The 25467-nt window shown below is 56.7% G+C and carries 19 protein-coding genes and 5 pseudogenes; 19 read left to right on the forward strand and 5 right to left on the reverse strand.

Annotated elements, in window-relative coordinates; all coding sequences use genetic code 11:
* Positions 1–3 precede the first annotated feature (3 nt).
* From CFBP4996_RS28565 to CFBP4996_RS28575, 3 genes are all read right to left on the reverse strand, one after another.
* On the reverse strand, positions 4–1569 hold the full coding sequence (locus CFBP4996_RS28565) for an ABC transporter substrate-binding protein (RefSeq protein WP_080855283.1): 1566 nt from the start codon (positions 1567–1569) through the stop codon (positions 4–6).
* 60 nt (positions 1570–1629) lie between these two features.
* Positions 1630–2403, reverse strand: coding sequence for a DeoR/GlpR family DNA-binding transcription regulator (locus tag CFBP4996_RS28570; protein ID WP_080855284.1), 774 nt, complete (start codon positions 2401–2403; stop codon positions 1630–1632).
* Between the two features lie 190 nt (positions 2404–2593).
* Complete coding sequence (locus tag CFBP4996_RS28575; RefSeq protein ID WP_137396190.1) at positions 2594–2881, reverse strand: hypothetical protein; 288 nt, start codon at positions 2879–2881, stop codon at positions 2594–2596.
* Here CFBP4996_RS28575 and CFBP4996_RS28580 point away from each other — a divergent pair.
* Positions 2862–4425 (forward strand): annotated as a pseudogene (locus tag CFBP4996_RS28580) (Na/Pi cotransporter family protein). The gene CFBP4996_RS28575 and the pseudogene CFBP4996_RS28580 sit on opposite strands and share 20 nt — an antisense overlap.
* Before the next feature lie 183 nt (positions 4426–4608).
* On the opposite strand, the pseudogene CFBP4996_RS28585 reads toward CFBP4996_RS28580, so the two are convergent.
* Positions 4609–4813 (reverse strand): annotated as a pseudogene (locus CFBP4996_RS28585) (transposase); the annotation flags it as partial.
* A 1984-nt stretch (positions 4814–6797) separates the two neighbouring features.
* Here CFBP4996_RS28585 and CFBP4996_RS28590 point away from each other — a divergent pair.
* Entirely contained in the window at positions 6798–7880 is a 1083-nt protein-coding gene (locus CFBP4996_RS28590; protein WP_080855286.1) for an NAD/NADP-dependent octopine/nopaline dehydrogenase family protein, read from the forward strand.
* Positions 7881–9106: 1226 nt separating this feature from the next.
* Positions 9107–9223 (forward strand): annotated as a pseudogene (locus CFBP4996_RS28595) (transcriptional regulator TraR); the annotation flags it as partial.
* A 385-nt stretch (positions 9224–9608) separates the two neighbouring features.
* On the opposite strand, the pseudogene CFBP4996_RS28600 reads toward CFBP4996_RS28595, so the two are convergent.
* Positions 9609–10499: pseudogene (locus tag CFBP4996_RS28600) on the reverse strand (LysR family transcriptional regulator); the annotation flags it as partial.
* Between the two features lie 148 nt (positions 10500–10647).
* Between CFBP4996_RS28600 and CFBP4996_RS28605 the strand changes: the two are divergent.
* The 16 genes and pseudogenes from CFBP4996_RS28605 (at position 10648) to CFBP4996_RS28680 (ending at position 25467) form a co-directional block, all read left to right on the forward strand.
* Positions 10648–11361 (forward strand): ABC transporter permease, encoded by a 714-nt coding sequence (locus CFBP4996_RS28605; protein WP_080855289.1) that lies wholly within the window; start codon positions 10648–10650, stop codon positions 11359–11361.
* Positions 11361–12098: an ABC transporter permease gene (locus CFBP4996_RS28610; RefSeq protein ID WP_080855290.1), complete on the forward strand. Its 738-nt coding sequence runs from the start codon at positions 11361–11363 to the stop codon at positions 12096–12098. Before CFBP4996_RS28605 ends, CFBP4996_RS28610 begins: the two co-directional genes overlap by 1 nt.
* On the forward strand, positions 12091–12879 hold the full coding sequence (gene occP / locus CFBP4996_RS28615; protein ID WP_080855291.1) for an octopine ABC transporter ATP-binding protein OccP: 789 nt from the start codon (positions 12091–12093) through the stop codon (positions 12877–12879). The genes CFBP4996_RS28610 and occP overlap by 8 nt, the downstream gene beginning before the upstream one ends.
* Before the next feature lie 55 nt (positions 12880–12934).
* The gene (occT, locus tag CFBP4996_RS28620) at positions 12935–13765 is read left to right on the forward strand and encodes an octopine ABC transporter substrate-binding protein OccT (RefSeq protein ID WP_080855425.1); all 831 of its coding nucleotides are present in this window, start codon (positions 12935–12937) and stop codon (positions 13763–13765) included.
* Between the two features lie 73 nt (positions 13766–13838).
* The gene (ooxB, locus tag CFBP4996_RS28625) at positions 13839–14954 is read left to right on the forward strand and encodes an opine oxidase subunit OoxB (RefSeq protein ID WP_080855292.1); all 1116 of its coding nucleotides are present in this window, start codon (positions 13839–13841) and stop codon (positions 14952–14954) included.
* Positions 14935–15258, forward strand: coding sequence for a (2Fe-2S)-binding protein (locus CFBP4996_RS28630; RefSeq protein ID WP_080855293.1), 324 nt, complete (start codon positions 14935–14937; stop codon positions 15256–15258). The genes ooxB and CFBP4996_RS28630 overlap by 20 nt, the downstream gene beginning before the upstream one ends.
* Entirely contained in the window at positions 15255–16763 is a 1509-nt protein-coding gene (gene ooxA / locus CFBP4996_RS28635; RefSeq protein ID WP_080855294.1) for an opine oxidase subunit OoxA, read from the forward strand. Before CFBP4996_RS28630 ends, ooxA begins: the two co-directional genes overlap by 4 nt.
* A complete protein-coding gene (locus CFBP4996_RS28640) occupies positions 16760–17104 on the forward strand; it encodes a RidA family protein (protein WP_080855295.1) in 345 nt (114 codons plus the stop codon). Before ooxA ends, CFBP4996_RS28640 begins: the two co-directional genes overlap by 4 nt.
* Positions 17105–17159: 55 nt before the next feature.
* Positions 17160–18082 (forward strand): annotated as a pseudogene (gene rocF, locus CFBP4996_RS28645) (arginase).
* A gap of 28 nt (positions 18083–18110) precedes the next feature.
* Positions 18111–19178: an ornithine cyclodeaminase gene (locus CFBP4996_RS28650; protein ID WP_080855296.1), complete on the forward strand. Its 1068-nt coding sequence runs from the start codon at positions 18111–18113 to the stop codon at positions 19176–19178.
* A 333-nt stretch (positions 19179–19511) separates the two neighbouring features.
* Positions 19512–20444, forward strand: coding sequence for a homocysteine S-methyltransferase family protein (locus tag CFBP4996_RS28655; protein WP_233283490.1), 933 nt, complete (start codon positions 19512–19514; stop codon positions 20442–20444).
* A 26-nt stretch (positions 20445–20470) separates the two neighbouring features.
* On the forward strand, positions 20471–22027 hold the full coding sequence (locus tag CFBP4996_RS28660) for an ABC transporter substrate-binding protein (protein ID WP_080855298.1): 1557 nt from the start codon (positions 20471–20473) through the stop codon (positions 22025–22027).
* Positions 22028–22084: 57 nt separating this feature from the next.
* Positions 22085–23095: an ABC transporter permease gene (locus CFBP4996_RS28665; protein ID WP_080855299.1), complete on the forward strand. Its 1011-nt coding sequence runs from the start codon at positions 22085–22087 to the stop codon at positions 23093–23095.
* 62 nt (positions 23096–23157) lie between these two features.
* Positions 23158–23907 carry an ABC transporter permease gene (locus tag CFBP4996_RS28670; protein ID WP_080855426.1) on the forward strand — a complete coding sequence of 250 codons (750 nt, stop codon included), beginning with the start codon at positions 23158–23160 and terminating at the stop codon, positions 23905–23907.
* A complete protein-coding gene (locus CFBP4996_RS28675; RefSeq protein WP_080855300.1) occupies positions 23904–25139 on the forward strand; it encodes an ABC transporter ATP-binding protein in 1236 nt (411 codons plus the stop codon). Before CFBP4996_RS28670 ends, CFBP4996_RS28675 begins: the two co-directional genes overlap by 4 nt.
* Positions 25087–25467 carry an ATP-binding cassette domain-containing protein gene (locus CFBP4996_RS28680; RefSeq protein WP_080855301.1) on the forward strand — a complete coding sequence of 127 codons (381 nt, stop codon included), beginning with the start codon at positions 25087–25089 and terminating at the stop codon, positions 25465–25467. Before CFBP4996_RS28675 ends, CFBP4996_RS28680 begins: the two co-directional genes overlap by 53 nt.

Consider the following 25467-nt stretch of genomic DNA (forward strand, 5'->3'; position numbering starts at 1 on the left):
TTGTTATTTGAAATTGAGGTTTCCGCGGAATTCCATGGTTTCGAATGAAACGGGACTCCACTGGACGTCCTTGCGGGCAGCGTAGACATCGTAAGGCTGATACATCAGGACAGCAGGAGCTTCGTCCTCAAAGATATCACGAAGGCGGTTGAAGGCTGCGGAACGCTCCTCGCCATCCTTCAGCTGGGCCACCTTGTCGCAGAGGTCGTTGAACTCTGCGGGTGCCTTCCAACCCCAGCGCTTCTGGATACCTCGGCCAGGACCAAATTCCGATACCATCGTTGTGAGGCCGTCCGTCAGCCACTGGCCATTCGACCAGTTGCGGATAAGAATGTCGGAGTCCTTGGGTGTCGTCCCCGGCGCGAAGATCTTCGGCACGACGTTGATGCCGGCGGCTTTCCACATCTCAATCATCATCATCAATGCGGGGACGGCGTTTGCGTAGTAGTTGCCCATCGTATGATAGGTGATCGGGGTGCCGTCGTAACCGCTTTCCTTGACGAGACGCTTGGCCTCTTCGAGATTATATTCCATCGGCTTTCGCTCCGGATCATAGCTCGCACCGTAGTGCGGGAAATTGAAGCCGTTCGGTATGGAAGCCTTGTTCTTCCATAAAGCCTCGACCATCAGCGGCCGATTGACGGCAAGCGCCAGAGCACGACGCAAAGTCTTGTTCTGGAAGATTGGCTGGTTCATGTTGAACGTGAACATATGCACGTTCTCGATCAGCGTGCCACGCGTTTCGAGGTCAGAGTAGCCGTCAACCAGCGCCATGTCGTCCGGTGTCAGGGTGGTGATGATGTCGTACTCACCACTGATTAGACCGGCCACGCGCGTAGCTGGCTCCGCCACGACCTGGTAAGTGATTGTCGAGGCCGTAGGCTTGTCGCCCCAGTAACCGTCATTCGCTTCCAGCGTCACATGATCGTTCGCGACAAGCTCCTTGAACTTGTATGGGCCGGTACCGATCGGGTTGTTACCGAAAGCAACTGCACCGAGGCTCTTGTAATACTCCTTCGGGACGATCGGGCCGAGCCAGGAGCCGAGATATTTCTCGATAAGATAGGAAGGCGTCTTGGTACGCAGAACGACGGTGTAGTTGTCTTCCACGACCGGCTCGTCCCAGTTGGGAGAAAAATTTCGGCCATTCGGAACAGTCTTGATCGCTTCGTCGCCCCACAGCCGCTCGGAAGAGAAGGTGAACGCAACATCTTCCGCCGTCATCTCGGTGCCGTTGTGGAATTTGACGCCTTGCCGAAGCTTGAACCGGATAGACTTGTCGTCAATCCGTTCGAAGCTTTCAGCGAGTGCCGGCACAAGCTTGATATTGTTGCCTTTAGCGCCATCCGCAAAATAGTCGCGTCGGATCAAGGTATCAAAAATCTGGTTGATGATACGCGGGCCGGTGTTGCTGATCCCGTTGATCGGCTCCAGCGACGGGGGCAGCCCATTTACACCGATGCGCAATGCGCGACGATCCGCGGCAAATGCAAGATTTCCGCCTGCGGTTGACGCAAGAGCTATCGCCCCGGCGCCCATCATAAAACTTCTGCGATTGGTCTTAAGCATCTGGTTGTCCTCTCCCTGCTCTTTCTAAAGAGTGTTTGTGCGATTGCGCGGACTTCGAACCTAGTTCGCGATTACGAACTTCTTCCGCAGCTTTTCCGGTACTGTCTCGATGATGCTTCGGGCGCCGGCATCGGTGACGATCACCCCGACGTCCTCTATCCTGGCGGTCACCGAGAGGCTCGATTTCGTGAACTTTGAATGATCCGCAACGACAATGACGCGGCTTGCGACCTCGACCATCGCCTTCTGGACGCTCGCGTTCAGTGGCGACGCCGTGCAGATCAGTCCCCGATCCAGATCGATCGAGCTGGCATTGAGGATCAGCTTGTCGACATTGAACTGTCGAATGAACTGCTCGGCGAGCGGACCTCTGAAGGACCGGTTGGTTTCGGTATACTCACCGCCGACTGAATAGACGTTTTGCGTTTCGCCTCGGATCAGTTCGGCAATGATGTCTGCGCCGTTCGAAATCAGCGTCAGGCCGGCGCGCCCTGAAATTTGCTTTGCGACTTCTAGGGCAGTGGTGCCAGCATCTAACAGAACAGCGTCGCCATCATTTATCATTGCTGCGGCCGCCGCAGCTATAACCGCTTTCTCGGCCTGGTGCGAAACCGCTCGAGCCGCGTTCGGTTTATCCTGAGCGACCTGGGAAACGCTGACCGCTCCGCCGTGTGTCCGGCGCAGAAGACCGGCCTCATGGAGTTCGCTCAGGTCCCTCCGGGCAGTCGCCACTGAAATCTGGAAGTGGTCGGTTAGTTTCCCGATGGACAGAAACTGTTCGCCTCGCAACAGCTCGACGATTTTAGCCTGACGGTCCTGTGTCGAGTTGAACACACCACTTCCCTTTCACCCAAGAATGATCTATATCGCTCACATTATGAGCGTTATCGTTCTTCGTCAAATGAAAGTTTGATGACAGTTTTGTTGCATTGCAACAACGTACTACGGCGCAGAACGCCTCGTTACTGAGCATCGATACGGCCGCGTCCGCCCTGTAAGCGATTGGTAGAGTGAGCGAAAACGCTCATTCGTTTCTCAGGCCAAATGGGGAAAGCACCTGTTTTGCCTGAGATGAACTTTGGGAGAGTTTCTGTGCCACGTGCACGATCAATTGAAGCTGAATGGCCTCGAACTTCTGGACCTCCAGGAAATTCTTCCTGTCTGCAAGGCGGCGCAGGCGGGAGGCCGGTGGGCAGCTTTCCTCCCGGCTCGCCCACCGGTTCATTGCCTCCACTCTCACGGATTCTTTTCGAGATTCCAGACCAAACCGGCTTAGACTGAGGAGGGCGGCGTTGGAATCGACAACCGTCATGATCAACCTGTTCGGGGCAGTTGCTTTGCTCTTGTTCGGCCTTTCGCAGGGCGACCGTAGCGCTGCAGAGTTCCACGGCCACAGCGCTGATGGTCTCTTCATTTGTTGAGCGAGAACTGATCAAGCCGCGCATGGCGCAGGTCGTGCTGCTGGGGGCTAATGTCGGCACCGCGGTAACAGCCTGGATCGTTGCAACCGGAATCGAATGGGTCTCGCCCGTCCTGCTTGCTTTGGGAATCATCCTTTATCGAAGCGGGACAACGTCGCGTCAGGGCGCCGGAACCGCGCTGATCGGTATCGCGCTGATGTTGCTCTCTCTTCATCTTCTCAGTGCAGCGACCGAGCCGTTGCGCCATTCACCAGCACTTGCAGCTTTTATCGGGCTCCTTGATAATGCATGGCCGGTCGCCATGATCTTCTCGGCGGCGATTGCCTTTGCATCGTCCTCAAGCCTCGCAGCGGTCGTTCTTATCCTGTCGATGGCCTCCACCGGAATTCTATCTGGCGGCCTCGTCGTCGCATTGGTTCTCGGCGCCAATCTGGGCGGCGCGGTACCGCCGGTGATTGCCGCCTTGTCGGGATCAGCAGCCGCCCGGCGTGTGACGCTCGGTAACTTGCTCGTTCGCGCCATCGGCTGCGTCGTCGCCCTTCCCGGAGCCGGGTTTCTTGCCGACTGGCTGGCTATGTTTACCCCTGCCCCAATCCAAGCTTCCTGTCGATGCGCATCTGGCCTTCAACATCGCTCTCGCGCTGGCCGCATGGCCCTTTTCGCGGCTCATCGCACGCTGGATGACCATACTAATCCCTGATCTATCCCAGGCGGAAAACGGCCCGAAATTTCTCGACGTCGATGAGCTCTCGACACCATCGTGGCCCTCACCAGCGCTACACGCGAGGTGCTTGGTGTCGGAGATCTGATCGAGAGAATGCTTTTAAAGGTCTCGGACGCTTTTGAACGAAACAACGCGGCACGCCTGAAGGACATTTCCCAGGTCGAACGTCAGGTCGACCGGTTGCAACAAGACGTCAAGGTCTACCTTTCCAAACTTGGCCAGACCGGATTGTCAGAAGACGAAGGGCGCCGTTCGATCGTCATCATCGACTACGCCATAAACCTCGAACATATCGGTGACATCATCGAGAAAGGCCTCTTGCAGGCCGTGACCAAGAAGATCGGGCACGGCCTCAAGTTCTCCGACGACGGCTTTGCCGAGCTTCAGCAGCTTTTCCAGTTGACCATAGACAATCTCAGGATCGCACAGACGATCCTGGTCACCCGTGACATTAGCCTTGCCCGCCAACTCATGGAACGCAAGATCGAGGTGCGCCAGATGGAGAAACGATCTTCCCAGCGTCACCTTGAGCGGTTGCGTCACGGACACGCCGACAGCCTGCAAACCAGTTCGCTTCATCTCGACATCCTGCGCGATCTCAAACGGATCAACGCCCACATCGTATCCGTCGCCCATCCGATCATGGACGATCAGGGACTGCTCGGCGAAGGGCAAAATCCCAGCTTGGTTGCTGCTTTGCGGGCAGCATGAGAGCAAATAGGACGTCTAATGCAGTGCAGACAAACGATCGACTATAATAATGAACGAACTAATCCACGAGTGCACAAACTAACCCGTGAATGCACGAAGATGACATTGCAATACATCCTGTCAATCGTTGTCAATCGTTGCCGTTGCCGTTGCCGTTTCCGTTACCTTCACCTGGGATGGTCACGGCGCACTCAAGCCATATGCGGTATCGGCAAGCACACGAGCAAAGCACGCGCCAGCCGTACGAACCCGGTGGATCTTGCCCTCTCCGGCTTGGTCCTGTAGACATGATGGCCATCGGGCACAGCGTCACGGTTGAGCCGGGCGGGATTGGAAGTCCCGCTCTCGGGCAGGAACAACTGCAACCCACCATGACTAACACTTCGCCTCAGACAATTTTGTACGGTTATTGGATTTTGCCCGCTCTCTATTTACAACCCCATACGACAGATGACCGATCTGACTTTTGTCGCTTATTGAACATGAGCATGCCTATTTTTCCTCACCTCACCCTCATACCTAGGGGTATTAATTTTTAGGCAACGAAGTTGCGCGGCTGACGTATGTAGTGATCTATCCCATCAAGAAAGACTCCACCACCAACATAACACGGGTCCAGCGACAGGATCGATCCACTTTATCAAACATGCCCTATATCATTATTAAGCGGTTTTAGAATATTTTGTTTTTGTTGTAGGCCGTCGGTGATCGTAAGGAATCAGATAGATATTACATAGCGTTTCCTGATATTGTTTCATGAAAGAGTGCGAGTGGTAAAAAGATTATTAACACTGATTAAGTCTAACGATTTGCTTTAAGTAGAAAATTTTAAAATTCATATTTATGAAAATAGAGAAGAACATAGTATTATTCATCTATCACACATTACAATATAATCTCCTAAACAGGAGACAAAACAGAAAATTACACATATGATAGCAAGAGCTGACTGGCGCCTTTATTTTAGATATTAAGAGGCGCATAGTAAGCACACGAGATGTAGGCGCGCCTCTAGTAAGAGAGGTTACCAAACACGAGCACTGGATAGTTGGCGTCACCTGCGCCCCTTCTGACTAACATGGTGGCTCCATCTCCATAAGGTTTGTAGTGGAATTTGTCGCTAGCCAAGAGCGCGACATAGTGTGTCCACCCGCGAGAAGCGGCTATACCTGAAGGTCCGACCACGCTGGGATTCAATGCCCAGAATTCGTATGGGAGCGCCTCTTGCAGCGGAAACGTTCCATCAGCATGATTTATAAGCTCATGAAGGTTAAGGGCAGCCGTTCCATACAGGAAAACTGGTAAGGCAGTTTCTGTTGCTACCATCTCATTGCCAGGACAAAATACATTTCCATGCGTCGCTTTGAGCATCTCTCTGGCCAGGACAAGTTGAGGGTGTTCCAATGGATGGGCGCGACAGTCTAACATATTTCGAGATTGTGGTTCAAAGATAAGCATTATTGACTCTGTATTGCATGACTTAAATAGAGAAATAGGAGGCTTAGACCAACGCAAGCAATGACGCCATTTCGGTTGGCATTATTGACTTTGAACGACGATTATAATTGCAAATTTTGACTGTAGTGTCCGCATCCCATGACCAGCCAATTAAGGTAGATTTTATTGGCAACCGTCCTGTTGAGGTAACCGATACATCTGCATCGCTTTGCACTCGAGTAGCAGTCTTCCGCTGCACGTAAGCGCTTACCTCCGGAAGACGTCATGTCGAGGATTTTTTACATCAATAGTGTTGAAATGCAATGGGCTCCAATCCATCCTTCCGCTGTTGTCACTAAAGTCGCTCTGCGATTTAAATTTCTGCATGCGATAAAGATATGCGGACCATCGAAAGAAAAGTTCTAGCAGCGACAACAATATTACGACCCTTCACGAAAACAACGCGCTCGTCAGCATAGGACATTTGCAGATAAGCTCGCCCGATTTTCTAAGGGTATGCCCCACACGCCGCAACTTCCTGCGGACTTAGGCCGCTATCTCTGACTTTGCAACGTCGAACAGTAGCCATGCTCGGCTTATAAATTGAGGACGGACTTTGAGTGTCTAACAGACGTGAGCGCTTACGTAGGACGACGAATTTCTTGCTCGAAGACCGACGGTTGGGAGTGTGCAGTGGTGCGTGATACATCGCTGTGGTGGGGACATTTTTCTCCGTTTCAACAACCACGCACATTGAAAAAACAATTGTGGGCAAGAAAGTCAGGGAGCTGACGTAGGCAGTGATCTACCTGCACTCAAAAGTCGTCACAACCACGCTGGCAGGCAGGATAGCCCAACCAACCACTTTCGCTATTTAAAGGCCAACGAGCGAGGAAAGTTCACACCAATCGAACCCTTCCTATAACCAATTCATAATGGCTAAAATAGCAATTCTCGGTGCGGGAAACCTCGCCCTTACCTTTGCTGGCGATGTCGCGACGAGGCTCAACAACAAATTTAACGCAGTTGTCTGGGCACCAACTTCTAATAGGAGAAATTTCAATGAAGTGAGGGGGCTTGGCACTCTGGAACTGGTCGGACCAAACTATGGAGGCAGCTTTACTCCAGAGCTGGAGGATGACCTTGAAACCGCGATTTCGAATGCGGAATTCATTTTTCTGACGGTTCCAACCCTTGGGCAGGAGGGAATTCTCCGCCAGTTGGTGAAGTTCGATCTGAGCAAATCTGTGCTCGTCGCGTTGCCGGGTAGTGCAACCTCCCTCACTTGCAGAATTGTCTTATTCCCTAGTCATTCACCTGTCGCAGTCATTGAATCGACCACATCCCCCTATGCCTGCCGCCGTATCGGCAAACACGTTCACATGCTCGGTTTGAAAACCACCTTCGAGGTTGCATCAACACGACCTCTCAGCATTGATGTCAAAAGTCGCCTTGAGGCACTGTTTCCAAACCCATTGCAGTGGTACCGTGATACGGCCTCGATATTTTTGTCAAATTGCAACCCAGTTGCACATCCTCCTGGGATCCTAGTGGCAAGAGAGGCAATAGAACAAGGCATAAGCCCGCTTCCCAAGTTCTACAGGGAGTTTGTGCCGCAGGCCATCGAGCGCGTTCTCGCAATAGACCGAGAACGCCTTGAGATTGTTGATGCGCTCGGCTTAGAATCTGAAACAGATTTCGCATATTCGAAAAAATGGTATGGCGGGCAGGCCACTCACTCGAAGGAATTTTATGAGACGTACGATGGGTATGCTGAAATCGAAACACCTACAACTATGCATCACCGCTACCTAACCGAAGATGTCAAGCACATCATGGTGCTGTGGGTTCAGATAGCACAGGTGGCCGGCGTGGAGGCTCCGGCAATGAGTTCGGTTATCAAAGAGGCCAGTGACGTCCTCAACGAGGATCTTTTTGCAACTGGCAGGACTCTTGCTTCTCTAAACTTACATGATGCGAACCCATATCGTATCGTGAAAGCCCTCAATGGAAACTGAATTTCGGCTCCTAGTGAGTTGGATGTAATGTAACATATTATGACGCCTGAAGGCGATCCGTGTGCTTTCTTTTTCTGTTGTGTGATGTTTATTGAATAAATCCGTGCGTGTAAAATATCATGGCTGCGGCCCTCTTATGTCACGAACATCTGCAATATATTACTGTTATTAAACTCATTTTATGTTATTATGATTATTTTAAGAAACTTCGGAATTTTTATCGCAGCAAAATATATAAAATTGTTGTTCCGTAAAAGTTAAAAATTGCACCAGTATCCTATGCATGAGATGCCATATCCTTACCGAATTTATGAAGATCGCGAGGTGATGAATTAAAAAATTCGTCCCACACTAGACTCGCTATTCTGCATCGCCAAGTCGGGAGGAGGCATAATAATACTTACTCGAAATTCTAACAGTCTGCACCAAGCCGATGCATTGACGCGAGATGGGTGGAACCGAGTGCACTCCCTTTAACACTGTAAGCCCTTAACCAAGTCTGGCGGTCAAAGCTCGCTTCAGCAGTTTGAGACTAGGCTTCGCAATGCACAAGTATTTAGATCATTGATTAATCTGCATAATGTCCGACTTTATTTCAGATTGTAGAGCGCATCAGTTTTGAGAGGAATAGTATTTGATCGACTGCTCTCACCCCTAAAACTTGATCGACCACGTTGGATCGCCGGAGTTTTTCGGCGGTCCAACTTTTGGTCCCAATCCGGCGTGAACTTCTCGCGTTTTCCACTACAGATCCGTCTTTACCGGTCCCATAAATGGCCCATCGTTGACGGAGGCGCGCCCTGAATTTTTAAGGAATCTAGGAAGAATATGCAGTGATCCTTTCCACTGGACCCACGCGTAGACGCCATCCTGATGCTGTATGGTGACCACCAAAATGCGCTTTTGCAAGCAACAACAGGGGACATGTCTTTTGGCTGTAGAATGTGTTCCTGTTGAGGTTTACACCTCAATATATCCTGCCCGCCGCCCCGCCTAGCTACGTTGCCCCGGTGACAAGCTTCGAACATCCCAGGTGGGATTTGTGGTGAACTTGAGCGCCCGAGTCGAGGCCAACTCACATATTGGCGGTCGCGTTACCATGACAAGATCGATCTCGGCAACGGTTGGACTACTTTATGTTGTTTATATCGGACGAAATGTAAAAGCGACCTCCTAATGCGGGTCCGATAAAAACGTGACCTGATAAGTGGCAACTCTTCCGGACAAAGACGATGGAGGAGATCGCTGACGACGAAGGGGGCAAATACAACAGCGTCCGCGTCAAGCTTTGCGAAGCCATGAAGCGTTTCGACGTCCTCAGCAAGGCTCATTTGCTGGCGGTGGTCACCAGTTCGGAGACCGCAAGGTCATTGCGTCCCGCAACCAGGACGCGGGTGTCAGGCACGGCACGATCGAAACAGTGCACCAGCATTCCAGCGATTGTACCTGTCCCGATTATGCCGATGTGGACGTCCGCGAAATCGCCAGTTCGGCCTGTTTTCGAAAGGTGCGAATTCTCGTTATTGGACAGTGTCATAGCTACGGGCCTCAAGAGCTAAAACCGAAAATTGGGCTGGATTTTGAGCGCCAGGGCATAGGCAGCTCGCGAAATGGCGGTCGCGTTAGCCATAAGAAGATCGATCTCGGCAACGGTTGGCGCTATTTTCCATCATTTGCGTCCGTCGGTTTGACGATCGCGTCTCCCTCGACGCCAGCATCATCTGATCCCATCAATCCGTTCCGGATCATAAGATCATCATGAAAGCTCCAGAACTCCGAGGCGAACCGATCCACTACCGTAGAGGGAACCCCATTCGCTGAGCGGACTTCAAGAAAGCCGGCGTCAATGAAAGTCGAAAATGGCCTCAGCACAATCCTGTCTTTGAATTCAATGGCTGCGGCGGGATCGATGATGGCGATCCCCGCGCCCGCACGAACGAGACTGAGTGCTGTATGCGACAGGCTGACTTCAAGAGAGGGCCGCCGCTGGATACCGCCAATGGCCACCTCGACCCGCATGGCGAAGAGTGTGCCTGTTTCCTGTTTTATAATCCGTTCTCCAGCCAGGTCCTGAGGGGTTATCCGCTCGAGAGCAGCCAGCCTGTGTCCCATCGGAATAGCGACGATTGCAGCAAGCGAACGGGTTTCCAGAAGAAAACCGGGCCGATCTGAAGGGCCATCGGCATAGCCAATGTCGGCACGGCCGGAAGCGACAGCTTCCATGACCATGGTGGAAGGAAGCCCTGTCAACGACGCTTGCAGGTTGGGTTTGTCGTGCAGGAACTCAGCGAGAAACCGTGGCAGAAGGCCGTTCGCCAGAGCAGGCATCGCCGCGATGCGAAGGGTGCCGGCCGCCTGTCTGCCAATATCGGCGGCAAGGTTGGCGATGTGATGGAGCCCGACGAATGCCCTGTCGACCTCTTTCCAGAGGGTCTTTGCCTCCTGTGTGGGAATAATGTGGTTTCCGCGTCTTTCGAACAGGTGAAGCCCAACAGCATGCTCGAAGTCCTTGATAAGGCGGCTGACGGCTGGCTGGGTGACCAACATCAGCTCTGCCGCCGCGGTCATCTGCCCGGTCAACATGACGGCACGAAATGCCTCGACCTGTCTCAGGTTCATAGCCCACCATAATATCTGCTTATTCTCAACCCGCAATTATGAATTTGACCTAATGGGGGCCGAATGTAAACCTGGCCTCATAAATGACAACTCTTCCGGACCAACCGGGATCGGACGTGCGGCGAAACGCTCGCGCGCAGGGAACGCTATGGATTACTCTCAACTCATGGGTTTCGGCCCCGACGGGTGGGGCGGCGATATGCTCCGAGCGACCGCGATGACGGTGGCTGTGGCATTCAGCGGCTTCGCATTAGGTCTCGTTTTCGGCTGTCTTGGGGCTGCTGCCAGTTTTTCCGGCTCTCGAGCGCTGCAGGCAGCGGCATCAGGATACACCACAGCCCTTCGTGGCATACCCGACCTACTGGTTATCTATCTGTTCTACTTCGGATCGAGCTCGGTGATATCAGGCGTCGCTTCGCTCTTCGGGAGTAGCGGCTTCGTCGGCGCTCCGGCGTTTCTGACAGGCGCGCTTGCCATCGGCGTGGTTTCAGGTGCCTACCAAACACAGGTCCTGCGCGGGGCGGTTCTGGCTCTCAACAAAGGCGAGGTCGAAGCCGGCCGGGCTTACGGCATGGGGTCCCTGCTGTTGTTCAGGCGCATCGTTCTTCCGCAGGCAGCGCGGTATGCCCTGCCCGGCGTTGGCAATGTCTGGCAACTCGTCCTGAAGGAATCCGCCCTTATCTCAGTGATCGGCCTCGTCGAGCTGATGCGCCAGGCGCAGGTCGGTTCGGGTTCGACGCGCCAGCCGTTCAGTTTCTACCTCACCGCCGCGGCGCTCTATCTGCTTATAACCTTCATTTCAGGACAGGCTTTCCGCCTGGCTGAGGCGCGCTCCATGCGCGGACTGCGGAGGGGCGTGTAATGCCGTTCGATCCCGCGTTTCTCTGGCAAACCTTCGTGACATTGCTTGGCGGAATACCGCTCGCGCTCAAACTCGCTATGTTCTCCGTTGCAGCTGGAACAATTCTCGCTTTCGGATTGGCGCTGATGCGCGTGTCACGGCTCTGGTGGCTCGACCTCCCGGCACGCTTCTACATATTCGCGTTTCGAGGCACTCCGCTCCTCGTCCAGATCTACATCATCTATTATGGCCTCAGCCAGTTTCCCGATCTTCGGCATAGTTTCATCTGGCCATTCCTGCGCGATGCCTATTGGTGCGCGATGGCGGCATTAGCATTGAATACGGCTGCTTACACCGCTGAAATCATGCGTGGCGGACTGCTCTCCGTGCCGGCGGGTCAGATTGAGGCCGCGAAAGCGTGCGGCATGGCCAAAGTTAAACTGTTTCGCCGCATCGTCATCCCGCAGGCGATACGCCAGATGCTGCCAGGCTACAGCAATGAAGTGATCCTGATGGTCAAGTCGACCTCTCTCGCCTCCACCATCACCATCATGGAAATCACCGGAATTGCCGCGAAACTGATCTCGGAAAGCTATCGCACCGTCGAGGTTTTTGCCTGTGCCGGCGCAATCTACCTCATCCTCAACTTCATCGTCGCGCGCCTCTTCACGTTGCTCGAATGGGCTTTATGGCCCGAGCGACGCAAGGGAAGACGCACGTCCACTCCCGTCGAACGAAAAGGCGAACTCCATGCCTAATCCCGCTCGCCCAGCTGTTCAGCTGACAGATATCAGGAAAAACTTCGGTAACCTGGAGGTTCTCCATGGCGTATCGCTAACGGCCAACGAGGGCGAGGTGATCTCGATCCTCGGCTCGTCCGGGTCTGGGAAGTCAACGCTTCTGCGATGCGTCAACATGCTCGAAGTCCCGAATGCCGGCAGCGTCGCGATCATGGGCGAAGACATTGCTCTGGAGCACCGGGTCGGCCGGCCTGCTCGTCCGAAGGATATCAAGCAGGTCAACAGGCTGCGCGAGCGGGCCGCCATGGTCTTTCAGAGCTTCAATCTCTGGTCACATCTGACGATACTCCAGAATGTCATGGAAGCGCCTTTGCACGTTCAGGGCCGTGACCGAAAATCATGCCGCGATGAAGCCGAGGCATTGCTTGAGCGCGTTGGTATTGGCTCCAAGCGCGATGCCTACCCATCCGAGCTGTCCGGCGGCCAACAGCAACGTGCGGCGATTGCCCGTGCGCTGGCGATGCGACCGGATGTCATGCTCTTTGACGAGCCGACGTCGGCTCTTGATCCGGAACTGGTCGGCGAAGTTCTCAAGGTCATGCGCGATCTGGCGGCCGAGGGCCGAACCATGCTGATCGTCACGCACGAAATGGACTTTGCCCGGGATGTCTCATCCCGAACGGTCTTCTTGCACCAAGGTGTCATCGCTGAAGAAGGCCTATCCTCCGAAATGTTCGCCCATCCCCGCACGGATCGCTTTCGGCAATTCCTGCGGCGCGACGGCGGTGCATCCCACTGACGATCCAGTCGTCACGGCTCGCTTGTCCAGGAAACAAATGAACAGAGGTGAACTGATGAAACTCAAATCTATCCTGTGTGCAGCGCTCCTGATGGTCGCCGGCCAGGCGATGGCTCAGGAAAAGTCGATTACAATCGCAACCGAGGGCGGATATGCGCCCTGGAATTTTTCCGGACCGGGCGGCAAGCTCGACGGCTTCGAGATCGATCTCGCGAATGCCCTTTGCGAGAAGATGAAGGCGAAATGCCAGATCGTCGCGCAGAACTGGGATGGCATCATCCCGTCTCTGACCGGCAAAAAGTACGATGCGATCATGGCCGCCATGAGCATCACGCCGAAGCGACAGGAAGTGATCGGCTTCTCGATCCCCTACGCAGCAGGCATCAACGGTTTTGCCGTGATGGGTGACAGCAAGCTGGCGGACATGCCGGGTACCGGTGAGACCTATTCGCTCGACACCCAGGCGGATGCCGCCAAGAAGGCTATTGCCGACATCTCGAGCTTCCTGAACGGCACCTCGGTCGGTGTGCAGGGATCGACCACGGCATCGACCTTCCTGGACAGGTATTTCAAGGGTTCCGTGGATATCAAGGAATACAAGTCCGTCGAGGAGCATAACCTCGACCTGACCAGCGGTCGCCTGGATGCTGTTCTGGCAAACGCAACCGTGCTCGCCGCGGCAATCGAGAAGCCGGAAATGAAGGGCGCGAAGATCGTCGGGCCGCTTTTCTCCGGTGGCGAGTTCGGCGTGGTCGCTGTTGGCCTTCGCAAGGAAGACACCGCACTCAAGGCTGATTTTGACGCAGCCATCAAGGCGGCGAGCGAAGACGGCACCATCAAGACGCTCTCGTTGAAGTGGTTCAAGGTGGACGTCACCCCCCATTGATCGGTCGCTTCCAGGGGATACGGCGTTCGCGCCGTATCCCGAACCTGCAAATACGAAACAAGCCCGAGATGCGATGTACGAAGTTGATATGACCATTATCGGGGGCGGCCTGGTTGGCGCGTCCATTGCCTGGGGCTTGGCACGCTCAGGAACGAAGGCACTCGTCCTCGACGGCGCGGATCTGGATCTGCGTGCTTCGCGCGCCAATTTCGCGCTGGTCTGGGTGCAGGGTAAGGGACTGCATGCGCCCCATTACGCTCTTTGGTCGGACGCGTCCGCGAAGAGATGGCCGACGCTGGCAAAAGCCCTGTTCGACGACAGCGGCATCGACGTGGGTCTTCAACAGGATGGGGCATATACCTTCGCACTCTCCGATGAGGAACTCGAAGCCAATCGCGCGGATATGGATAGCATTGCGCTCGAAACAAATGGTCGAGCTCCGCGATTTAAAGTTTTGAATCGCCAGCAGACGCTAGACCGCGTGCCGGGTATCGGCGCTGAGGTTGTAGGCTCGATTTATTGTGCCGCGGACGGGCACGTGAACGCACTTCGCCTCTTCCACGCGCTTCATGCCGCGATGGAAAAGCAAGGGGCGACTTATCGTCCACACCATCATGTTCAAACCATAGAGCCTAAGACTGAAGGCTACATTCTCAAGGGTAATGGGTTTTCGGTATTCTCACGCCGTGTCGTTCTTGCCGCCGGCCTCGAAAACGAAAGGCTTGCGCCAATGGTGGGGCTGTCTTGCCCGCTCAAGCGTAGCAAGGGTCAGATTCTCGTCACGGAAAAGAGCCAGACCGCCCTACCGTGCCTCTCGGCCGGGATGCGGCAAGCCGACGAAGGCGGGATCATGATCGGCGACAGCGAAGAGATCGACAGCACCAAAATCTCATCCTCATCCGATATCAGCGCAGTCCTTGCCAGCCGGGCCTTAAGAATTTTCCCCGCCCTTTCTGATCTGAACGTCCTGCGCAGTTGGACAGGTTTCAGGGTCAAGACGGCCGATGGAGTACCGATTTACGATCATTCCGAGCGTTATCCGGGTGCTTTCCTGGTCGCCTGCCATTCCGGCGTAACCCTGGCTGCTAATCATGCATTCATCGTGGCACCGCAGATTGCTGCGGGAAAGCTTGAGGACGATCTGTCAGCCTTTTCCGCCCGGAGGTTCCATGCTCAACAGGCTGCATAGAATAGAGCAACCCGTCCAGTTCACCTTCGATGGCGAGGTCATCCAGGCTGAGCGGGGAGATATGCTCGCCACCGCTTTGCTGGCCGCGGGGATCGACCATGTTCGGCAATCCGTCGTCAGCAAAAGCCCGCGCGCGCCCTACTGCCTGATGGGCGTTTGCTTTGAGTGCCTGGTCACCGTGGATGGCGTGCAGAATCGTCAAGCTTGTCTGACCGAGGTCGAAGATGGGATGACGGTTTTGAGCCAGATCGGCGCGCCCACATTCCCGAAGGTCGCCACAAGCGAAGAGGGGATAGTCCCATGAGCCTTCGCGAAGTTTCAACAGCATCGGACCTTCTGGATTTCTACGACCTTCTCGTCATCGGCGCGGGACCTGCTGGTATGGCGGCCGCCGTCGAAGCGTCTGCGGCTCGCGCCCGCGTTGCGGTACTGGACGAGAACCCTCGTCCGGGCGGGCAGATCTATCGCGAGATCACACGAAACAGTCCTGACAGAAGAGCCTATCTCGGCCCCGACTATTGGAAGGGAAAGCCGCTCGCAGAAGCGTTTGGTCTCAGCGACATCGATTATGCGCCACGCGCCACGGTCTGGAGCCTGGAGAGCCGGGACGAGACGGCGGGTCAGACCAGCAATGTCGTCGGCGTGGCCGCGGCCGGCTCGGCCCGCCTGATTGAGGCTAAGGCTGTTGTTCTTGCCACCGGCGCGCAGGAGCGACCCATGCCGGTGCCCGGCTGGACCTTGCCAGGCGTGATGACCGCGGGCGCTGCTCAGATCGCCCTCAAGGCAGCCGGCGCGATGCCATCGGGACCTGTTGTCATGGCGGGTTGCGGTCCACTTCTCTATCTGCTGGCAAGTCAGCTCGTTGATGCAGGCGTATCCGATCTCACCGTCCTCGACACTGCTCAATCTCCCTTCCGGGTCGGCGTGCTCCGACACATGCCCGAATTCTTGGCTTCACCTTACGTGCTGAAAGGCATCGGCCTGCTGGCGAAGGTAAAACGTCATGTGCGGGTGGTTTCCGGCGTCAGATCCATCGCAATTACCGGCACCGGGCGCGCCGAAGGCGTGCGCTTCATCACGACCGGTAACGAACAAGTCGTTCCGGCCAGCTCCGTGCTCTTGCACCAGGGGGTAATTCCGTCGACGAGCCTGACCAATGCGGCGGGCTGCGAGTTGAAATGGAATGACGAACAGCGTGCATTCGAGCCTGTCGCAGACCATGAAGGTCGGACCACCAGCGCCGGCATTTATATCGCCGGCGACGGAGCCGGGATCGCAGGGGCTCAAGCCGCCGAGGTCAGCGGGCGTATAGCCGCACTGGCGGCGCTTTCTGACTTGGGTCTTGGCACTAGGACGGCAATGCCTACGTCGATCAAATCCCTGCACAAGCAAGCCCGCCGCTTTCTGCGCGGACGAGCGTTTCTGGATGCTCTCTACGCACCCCGTTCGGGCTTCCTCGCACCGGCGGATCCCGAAACGATCGTCTGCCGCTGTGAAGAAATCACAGCCCGCAAGCTGCGGGAGGCGATTGCGCTTGGGCCGCCCGGTCCAAACCAGTTGAAGACATTTGTTCGCTGCGGAATGGGGCAATGCCAGGGCCGTCTTTGTGCAGCGACCGTCACAGAAATCATGGCGGAGGAAAGAAAGGTCAGCCCCGGCGACGTGGGAACCTATCGCCTTCGTTCGCCAGTCAAGCCCGTTCGGCTTGCCGAACTTGCACATCTCCCGCACACGCCCCGCGCGCTGAAAGCGGTAACCGGCAGGGATCCTGTCGATCACGACACCAACGAAGCAGGGAATTTCTCATGACAGAGCGACTTATCCGGATGCCGACATTGCATCGCATCGTGAAGCACAACGGCATCGCCTATGTCGGCGGGATCGTCGCTGACGATGAAAGCCTCGACATGGAAGGGCAGACCCGTCAGGTCCTGATCAAGCTCGATGCATATCTCAAAGAAGCAGGCTCAAAGCGCTCAAACCTGCTCTCCGCCACGATCTTTATCACCGACATGAACGTGAAGCCGCAAATGGATGCGGTGTGGAAGGAGTGGTTCGCGCCAGAGGAGTTGCCCGCGCGCGCGACCATCGGCGTCGCTGATCTCGGCGACACGACGCTCATCGAGCTCATCGCCACCGCTCACTACTGAACCTGGCGAAGCCTTGGAGACGGCTGCAAGATCGCGGTCATTGCCGGAGATTGTTATGGAATGCATACTGGTCGGAGCACCGCTGCAAATTGGGGCAGGACATCTCGGATGCGAGATGGGTCCAAGCGCGCTCAGGATCGCGGGTCTTGCCTCCGCACTTGAAGAATTAGGGCACAGAGTTCGGGACGTCGGCAATCTCGGTCCCAAGTCTGTTCCGGCGATCGCCCATCCGAACGCTTCAGTCCATCATCTCGGTGAAACGGTGGCATGGATCAAGCTGCTTTCGGCGGCAGCTTATGAGCACAGCAACAACAGCGTGCCAATCTTCCTTGGCGGCGATCATACGATCTCGGCAGGAACGGTCCCGGGAATAGCGCGGCGCGCCTCGGAGAACGGTCGCCCGCTATTTGTTCTCTGGCTTGATGCGCACACCGATTTCCATACGCTGGAAACCACCGTCAGCGGAAATCTGCATGGTACTCCCGTAGCCTATTACACTGGCCGGAGCGGATTCGAGGGCTTCTATCCAGCGCTGAATCACGCTGTCCCGCCGGAAAACCTCTGCATGATTGGGATCAGGAGCGTTGACCCTGCGGAGCGGGATGCACTGCGGTCTTCATCGATAACCGTCCATGACATGCGTGCCATCGATGAACACGGGGTCGCCAGTGTGACCCAGACGTTCCTCGAGCGCGTCCGCGCCGCGAACGGGATGTTGCATGTCAGCTTCGACGTCGACTTTCTCGATCCTGAAATCGTACCCGCCGTTGGAACGACTGTCCCCGGCGGCGCGACGTTTCGCGAAGCGCACCTGATCATGGAAATGCTTCACGACAGCGGCCTCATCACCAGCCTGGATCTGGTCGAATTGAATCCCTTTCTCGATGAGCGCGGGAAAACCGCAAGGCTCTCATAGTCGATCTTGTTGCAAGTCTGATGGGAAAGCGGGTCATGGACCGGCCAACCCGCGCTGCCTGAAATCTGCCGTCGAATGACCGGAGGAATAATGACCGTCGATCGCAAGCTAAACGTGGTTCCGTTCGTAAGCGTGGATCATATGATGAAACTGGTGCTCAAAGTGGGTATCGATACATTCCTCAAAGAACTCGCGGTGGCGATCGAGGAGGACTTTCGCCGTTGGCCCATTTTTGACAAGACACCCAGGGTTGGCTCCCACTCCAACGACGGCGTCATCGAGCTGATGCCGACCAGCGATGGCACACTCTACGGCTTCAAATATGTGAATGGCCACCCGATGAACACCCGGGATGGCCGTCAAACGGTCACTGCTTTCGGTGTCCTTGCCGATGTCGGAAACGGCTATCCGTTGCTTTTCTCGGAGATGACGATCCTGACGGCACTCCGCACCGCCGCGACATCCGCTCTTGCCGCGAAATATCTGGCGCGACCGAATTCACGAACGATGGCCATCATCGGTAATGGCGCCCAGAGTGAATTCCAGGCTCGTGCCTTCAGAGCACTCCTCGGAATCAAGGAACTGCGTCTCTACGACATTGACCCAGCGGCGACGCGGAAATGCACACGAAATCTAACCGGGCTTGGCTTCAATATCGTTGAATGCAAATCGGTCGCCGACGCCGTTGAGGGCGCCGACATCATCACCACTGTCACCGCCGACAAACAGTACGCCACGATCGTGTCCGACAATCATGTCGGACCGGGTATTCATATCAACGCGGTAGGCGGCGATTGCCCGGGCAAGACGGAGATCAGCAAAGAGGTCCTGCTGCGCTCCGACATCTTCGTCGAGTATCCACCGCAGACCTGGATCGAAGGCGACATTCAGCAGCTTCCTGCGTCGCATCCCGTTACTGAGCTTTGGCAGGTTATGACCGGCGATGCGATCGGCCGAAGTAATGACAAGCAGATCACCCTGTTCGATAGCGTCGGCTTCGCAATCGAGGACTTTTCGGCCTTGCGCTATGCCCGCGGCAAGATTGCTGAATTCGCGATGTTTACCGAACTGGATTTGCTGGCAGATCCTGACGAGCCCAGGGATCTCTACGGAATGTTGCTGCGCTGCGAAAAGAAGCTGCAGCTGTCCGGCGTGTAGTTGGCGCAGTCGAAAGAGCACCGACGTCCGGGCAATTAGAAATATAACGGTCATGTTGCGCAGAAGAACGAGGGAAAGCTTCTCGCAGCATGGACGGCGGCGGCACTGTCAATTTGACGGTCGCCGCCGCTTGTCCATTTTTATGAGTATACCCTCATAACGACCAGTCTATTTAGTAGATCAAACAGGCATTTATTCTATAAATGCCAAAATATGTGGAATAAATATACTTATTCGGGGCGGTGTGTTCAGTTATCAAAATCCCCACGTACACTCGACAGCGCTCAAAATTCTGGCGCTCAATATCTGGGACGGATAAGTATACCGAAGAAAGTGACGATACTCGACGGCGGCATCGGCCGCGAATTGCTTAGAAGCGGTGCGCCGTTTCGACAGCCCGAATGGTCCGCACTTGCGCTGATTGAAGCCCCGGGCTTCGTCGAAAAAGCCCATGACGCATTCGTCGCCGCGGGCGCGGATGTCATCACCACGAACAGCTATGCCGTGGGGCCCTTGCACATCGGTGACAAACGCTTCACCGAAGATGGCCTCGCGCTTGCGAAACTCTCTGGAGAGCTGGCGCGCGCCGCTTCCGCCAAGGCTGGTGGCCATGTTCGTGTCGCCGGATCGCTGCCCCCGGTCTTTGGCTCCTATCGTCCCGATCTGTTCGACCTGGGCAAGGCTCCAGAGATTCTCAGCGTCCTCTTCCAGGGGCTAGGCCCGCACGTGGATTTCTGGCTGGCGGAGACCCAGGGTTCACTCCGTGAGGTCGAAACGATCCGCGCGGTTCTGGGCAGCGACACCCGTCCGTTCTGGCTGTCGTTCACCCTCGAAGATGGCAAGGGGGTTGAGGATATAGTTTCCGGGCGCAGTCTACCGACGCTTCGATCTGGCGAAGCCGTCGCCGATGCGGCGGTAAAGGCAGCCGAACTTGGCGCCGGCGCGTTGCTGTTCAACTGCAGCCAGGCGGAAATCATGGAGTCGGCAGTCAGAACCGCGCGCCAGGCGCTCGATAAACGCGGCTTCTCAACGCCGATCGGCGTCTATGCCAACGCCTTCGTCCCGAAACCGGAACCAGACGCGGCGTTGCCTGCCAATGCTGGCCTGAGCGGCCTCCGCGACGATCTCGATCCTCCCGGCTACCTGCTCTTTGCTCGTCGCTGGGTCGATGCCGGCGCAACGATCGTCGGCGGGTGCTGCGGCATCGGCCCGGAACATATCGCAGAACTCCGTCAAACCTTCGATCCGCGGCCGGTCGCCGCCTGATCTTCCCCCCTCTTCGGAAGTCTACCATGATACGACATCCGCATCTCACTACCTCCCTCGACCTGGACCGCCGCCGTTTTCTCAAGGCAAGCGCCGCCGTCGCTGCAAGCACATTGCTCCTTCCCAGCATGGCGCGCGCTGCCGGGCCGAAGAAAGGCGGACACCTGATTCTGGGGATCGACAACGCCTCGACCTCCGACCGCCTCGACCCGGCCTATTATTTCGAAGCCTACACCTACAACGTGGGTCTCCAGCTCTTCAACACGCTAACCGACCTCAACGACGATGGCAGCCTGCGCGCTGGTCTTGCCGAAAGCTGGGAGCCCGCGAAGGGTGGTAGCGAATGGATCTTCCGGCTCCGCAAGGGGGTGCAGTTCCACAACGGCAAGGGACTGACGCCAGAAGACGTCATCTACTCGCTCAATCATCACCGCGGCGAGAAATCGGAATCGGCTGGCAAAGGCTATCTTTTGAGCGTGACCGACATCGTGAAATCGGTGCCGAATGAAGTCACCTTCAAGCTCAACGGCGCGAACGCCGACTTCCCCTATCTGTTGGGAGACGTCCATTTCGGCATCACTCCGGATGGTGAGAATTTCGACAAAGGCATTGGGACTGGCGCCTTCATTCTGGAGGACTTCCAGCCCGGAGTGCGCACGCTCGCCAAGCGCAATCCGAACTACTGGGATCCGGAACGCGGACACGTCGATTCGGTTGAGACAGTCGCCTACAACGACAAATCCGCACGCGTCACCGCACTGCTCAGCAAATCGGTGCACGTGGTGAACAATGTCGAGTCCCGCGTCGCCCAGCGCCTGAAGGGACAGCAGGGAATAACACTCCATACGGAAGCGGATTCTTCGATCATCCTGTTTGTCGGCCGTGCCGACGCCGACCCCTTCAAGAATGTCGACGTCAGACTGGCTCTGAAATATGCCATCGACCGCGAGCAGATCGTATCTTCCATTCTCAATGGAGCCGGGACTGTCTCAAACGACAATCCGATCTTCCCCTCCAATCGCTATTTTACGAATGACGTGCCAAAGCACGCCTACGATCCGGAACAGGCAGCTTTCCACTGGAAGAAAGCGGGTTTTGACGGAAAGATCGTCTTGTCGTCCGCCGACGGTGCGGCTTTCTCCGGCGCAGTCGATGCAGCCCAGCTCTATCAGCAGTCGGCAGAGAAGGCCGGCATCCCCTTCGAGGTCAACCGCGTACCAGCCGGCGGCTACTGGAATGACGTGTGGCTGAAGCATCCCTTCGTCGCTACCGGCTGGGCCGCGCGGCCGACCGCGGACGCCATGCTGTCACTGATCTATCTCTCCGACGCCCCATGGAACGAGTCCGGCTGGAAGAGCAAGGCTTTCGACGAGTTGGTTCTTGCGGCCCGCGGCGAACTTGATGAGGACAAGCGCAAGAAGCTCTACCACGACGCCCAGGTGCTGATCGTTGAGGAAAATAGCTCGGTCATCCCGGCCTATGCCGCACAGATCAGCGCCTCCGTCTCCAACCTCCAGGGCTTCAAGGCAATCCCGGGCCAGATCGGCCCGCGCACCGCCGAAAAGGTGTGGTTCGACGAATAAGCAAAGGCTTCCGGGCCGGCTGGTTTTCCGGCCGGCTCGCCTCATGGAGACGTATTGATGACCATTGCCGAGCCCAACGACGGCTTGACGACCGAGCAGACAAACGGAAGGCGACGCGGGCTGGCCGGCTATATCTTGCGACGCCTCGCCGCGGGGATCGGCCTGTTGCTCGCGCTGTCGAGCATGGTGTTCGTCGGCAGCCAACTTCTGCCTGGCGACGCGGCAACCGCACTTCTCGGACGCTCGGCCACGCCTGCAGCGCTCGCAGAACTGCGCCAAAGGCTTGGCCTCGATCAGCCTCTTCCCATCCGCTATCTCTCCTGGCTCCACGCGTTCCTTCACGGCAATCTCGGCACAAGCCTCCTGAATGGGAGGAGCGTCGCTGCAAGCATCGCGGCAAGGCTGGGTAACACGCTGTTCCTTGCCGGGGCCGCAGCTCTCGTGGCCCTGCCCCTTGCCGTGCTTCTCGGGCTTCTGTCTGTTCGTTATCGTGGCAGCATCATCGACAGGACGATCCTGCTCCTGACGCGCGCATTCGTGGCGCTCCCGGAATTTTTTGTCGGATACCTGCTGATTTATGTGCTTTCGATCTCGCTCGGATGGTTCGCAAGCAGCAGCACAGTGTTCGCGAACATGAGCATTGGCAACCGCATCGCCGCGATTACGCTGCCCAGCCTGACGCTCGTCCTCGTGGTCACGGGCCACATCGCCACAATGGTGCGCGCATCAGTGCTGGATGTCCTTCGAAAGCCATTCATCGAAATGGCGGCGCTGAAGGGGGTGCCGCACGGCACAGTAGTCTGGCGCCATGCGTTACCGAACGCCCTTTCGCCAATCATCAACGTCGTGCTGGTCAATCTCGCCTATCTCATCGCCGGCGTCGTCGTGGTGGAAATCGTATTCGTCTATCCGGGCATGGGCCAGTTCATGGTCGACAGCGTCGTCAATCGCGACGTGCCTGTTGTCCAAGCCACCGCACTTTTGTTCGCCAGTGTCTATATCGGGCTCAATATCTGCGCCGATGTGCTCTCCGTGCTCGCCAATCCCCGTCTGGGGTTTCAATCGTGAGCGCCGTCAAGCTTCCATTTTCCGTCATACTGTCGCTGCTAGTGATCGGGGTTTGCCTGCTCATGACCCTCGCCGCGCCCATCATCGCGCCTCATGGCGTGAACGAGATCGTCGGACCCGGCTGGGAACCGCCGTCCGCATCCCATCTGCTCGGCACCGACATGATCGGCCGAGACCTCTTGTCACGTTTCGTCTGGGGCGCTCGCGTCACCATACTGACGGCTGCTGCCGCCGTCCTCATCGCCTTCGCGGCGGGCGCCGGCCTCGGTGTTCTCGCGGGGCTGCGCAAGGGTTGGCTCGACATGGTTCTGTCGCGTTTCGTCGACCTCGTCATGGCGATGCCGACGCTCATTCTGGCAATGGTGCTTCTCACCATCCTGCCGCGCTCGGTTTTCTTCATCGTGGCGATCATAGCACTTGTGGAGGCGACCCGTTTCTTTCGCCTGGCACGGTTGATTGCGGCTGATACAGCGGCTCTCGACTATGTCGAGGCAGCGTATCTCCGTGGCGAGACAACGAGCTGGATTATCCTGCGCGAGATCCTTCCCAACGGCATGGCGCCGCTTCTCGCCGAGCTTGGCCTGCGCTTCGTCTTCTCGGTTCTCTTCCTGTCCACCCTGTCCTTTTTGGGGCTGGGCGTGCAACCGCCGGTGACCGACTGGGGAAGCCTGATCAAAGAGAACAAGGACGGGCTGCTGTTCGGGATCACGGCAGCCCTGGTACCGGGAGCGGCAATCGCAGTGCTTGCCATTGCCGTCACCTCATTGGTCGATTGGGTCTCGGCCGGGCGCGGTGGTGGGCCGAAAACATGAACCCCACCCTTCTCGACATTCGCAACCTCAGCATTCGGCCCAACGGCAGCAGAGCATCGGCGTTGACCGTGGACGATGTCTCGCTCAGCATCGACCGCGGTAGCGTTCTCGGCCTGATAGGTGAATCCGGTGCGGGAAAGTCCACCATAGGCCTTGCCGCCCTCGGATATGTGAGGCCCGGAACCGAACGCATCGGTGGATCGGTGCAATTCGATGGAATCGACCTGTTTAGCCTGCCCGAGCCGCAGCGCCAGGCGCTGCGCGGCCAGCGGATCGCCTATGTCGCGCAATCGGCCGCGGCGTCGTTCAACCCAGCCTTCAGGCTCATCGACCAGATCATAGAATCAAGCCTGCGTAGCGGCCGGTTCAGCAAGGCGGCGGCGACCGAACGCGCCCTTGCTCTGCTCGATGTGCTCGGCCTCGATGCAAAGACAATTGCGGTGAGGTTTCCTCATGAAGTCTCAGGAGGCCAGTTGCAGCGTGCCATGACGGCAATGGCACTTTGCGCCGGGCCGGATCTCATCGTGTTCGATGAACCCACCACCGCCCTCGATGTCACGACGCAACGTGAGGTGCTGGGTGCGATCAGCAAAGCGATCGCGCTGGAATCGACATCGGCCATCTATATCAGCCACGACCTACCACTCGTCGCACAAATTGCCGACAGCGTGCATGTCCTACGCCGGGGACGAACTGTTGAGGCAGGCAAGGTTACGACCCTCATCCGCAACCCGGTTGACCCTTACACCAGGGCTTTGCTTTCGGCAGGAAATCCCAAGTTCACCGCGCCAGCCAAAAAAAGCGAGCTGGTTCTGGCAGTGCTGGGCGTGACCGCCGGCTACGAGAGAACGCGGCCGGTCGTAAACGACGTTTCACTCAGTGTTCGCCGGGGAGAAACGCTTGCGCTCGTCGGGAAATCGGGATCAGGAAAGTCGACGCTCGGCCGGATCGTAAACGGGCTGCTCCTTCCAACCTCCGGCCAGATATTGTTCGAAGGAAAACCCCTCGCCGCCTCTATTCACGACCGCCCCCTCGCCCACCGCAGGGCCATCCAGACCATTCACCAGACGCCCGACACCGCACTTAATCCGAGGCACCGCATAGGGAGATATCATCGGCCGACCGTTTGCGCTCTACGAGGGCCTGCGTGGCCGGGAGCGGGAACGTCGCGTCGAGGAAATGCTCGATCAGGTAGAGCTTGGCCGCGATCTGGCGCGGCGCTTCCCAGCTGAGCTATCCGGCGGGCAGAAACAGCGCATCGTCATCGCGCGTGCGCTTGCCACCCGCCCTCTGATGCTTGTCTGCGACGAGCCCACCTCGTCGCTGGATGCGCTGGTGGCCCGCGAGGTACTCGGACTTCTCATGCGCTTGCAGGCGGCCGAGGGCATCGCGTGCCTCTTTATCACCCATGACTTGAATATTGTCAGCTCCATTGCCGGTCGTACAGCCGTCCTTCACAACGGCCAAATCGTGCGGTCAGGGGTGACAGAAGAAGTGCTGCGGCAGCTCTCTGATCCACATCCAACGGCTCTCGTCGAGCCCATACCTTGGTTCTCTTGA

This window comes from Agrobacterium leguminum, assembly GCF_005144435.2.
In the GTDB taxonomy this organism is placed as follows: domain Bacteria; phylum Pseudomonadota; class Alphaproteobacteria; order Rhizobiales; family Rhizobiaceae; genus Agrobacterium; species Agrobacterium leguminum.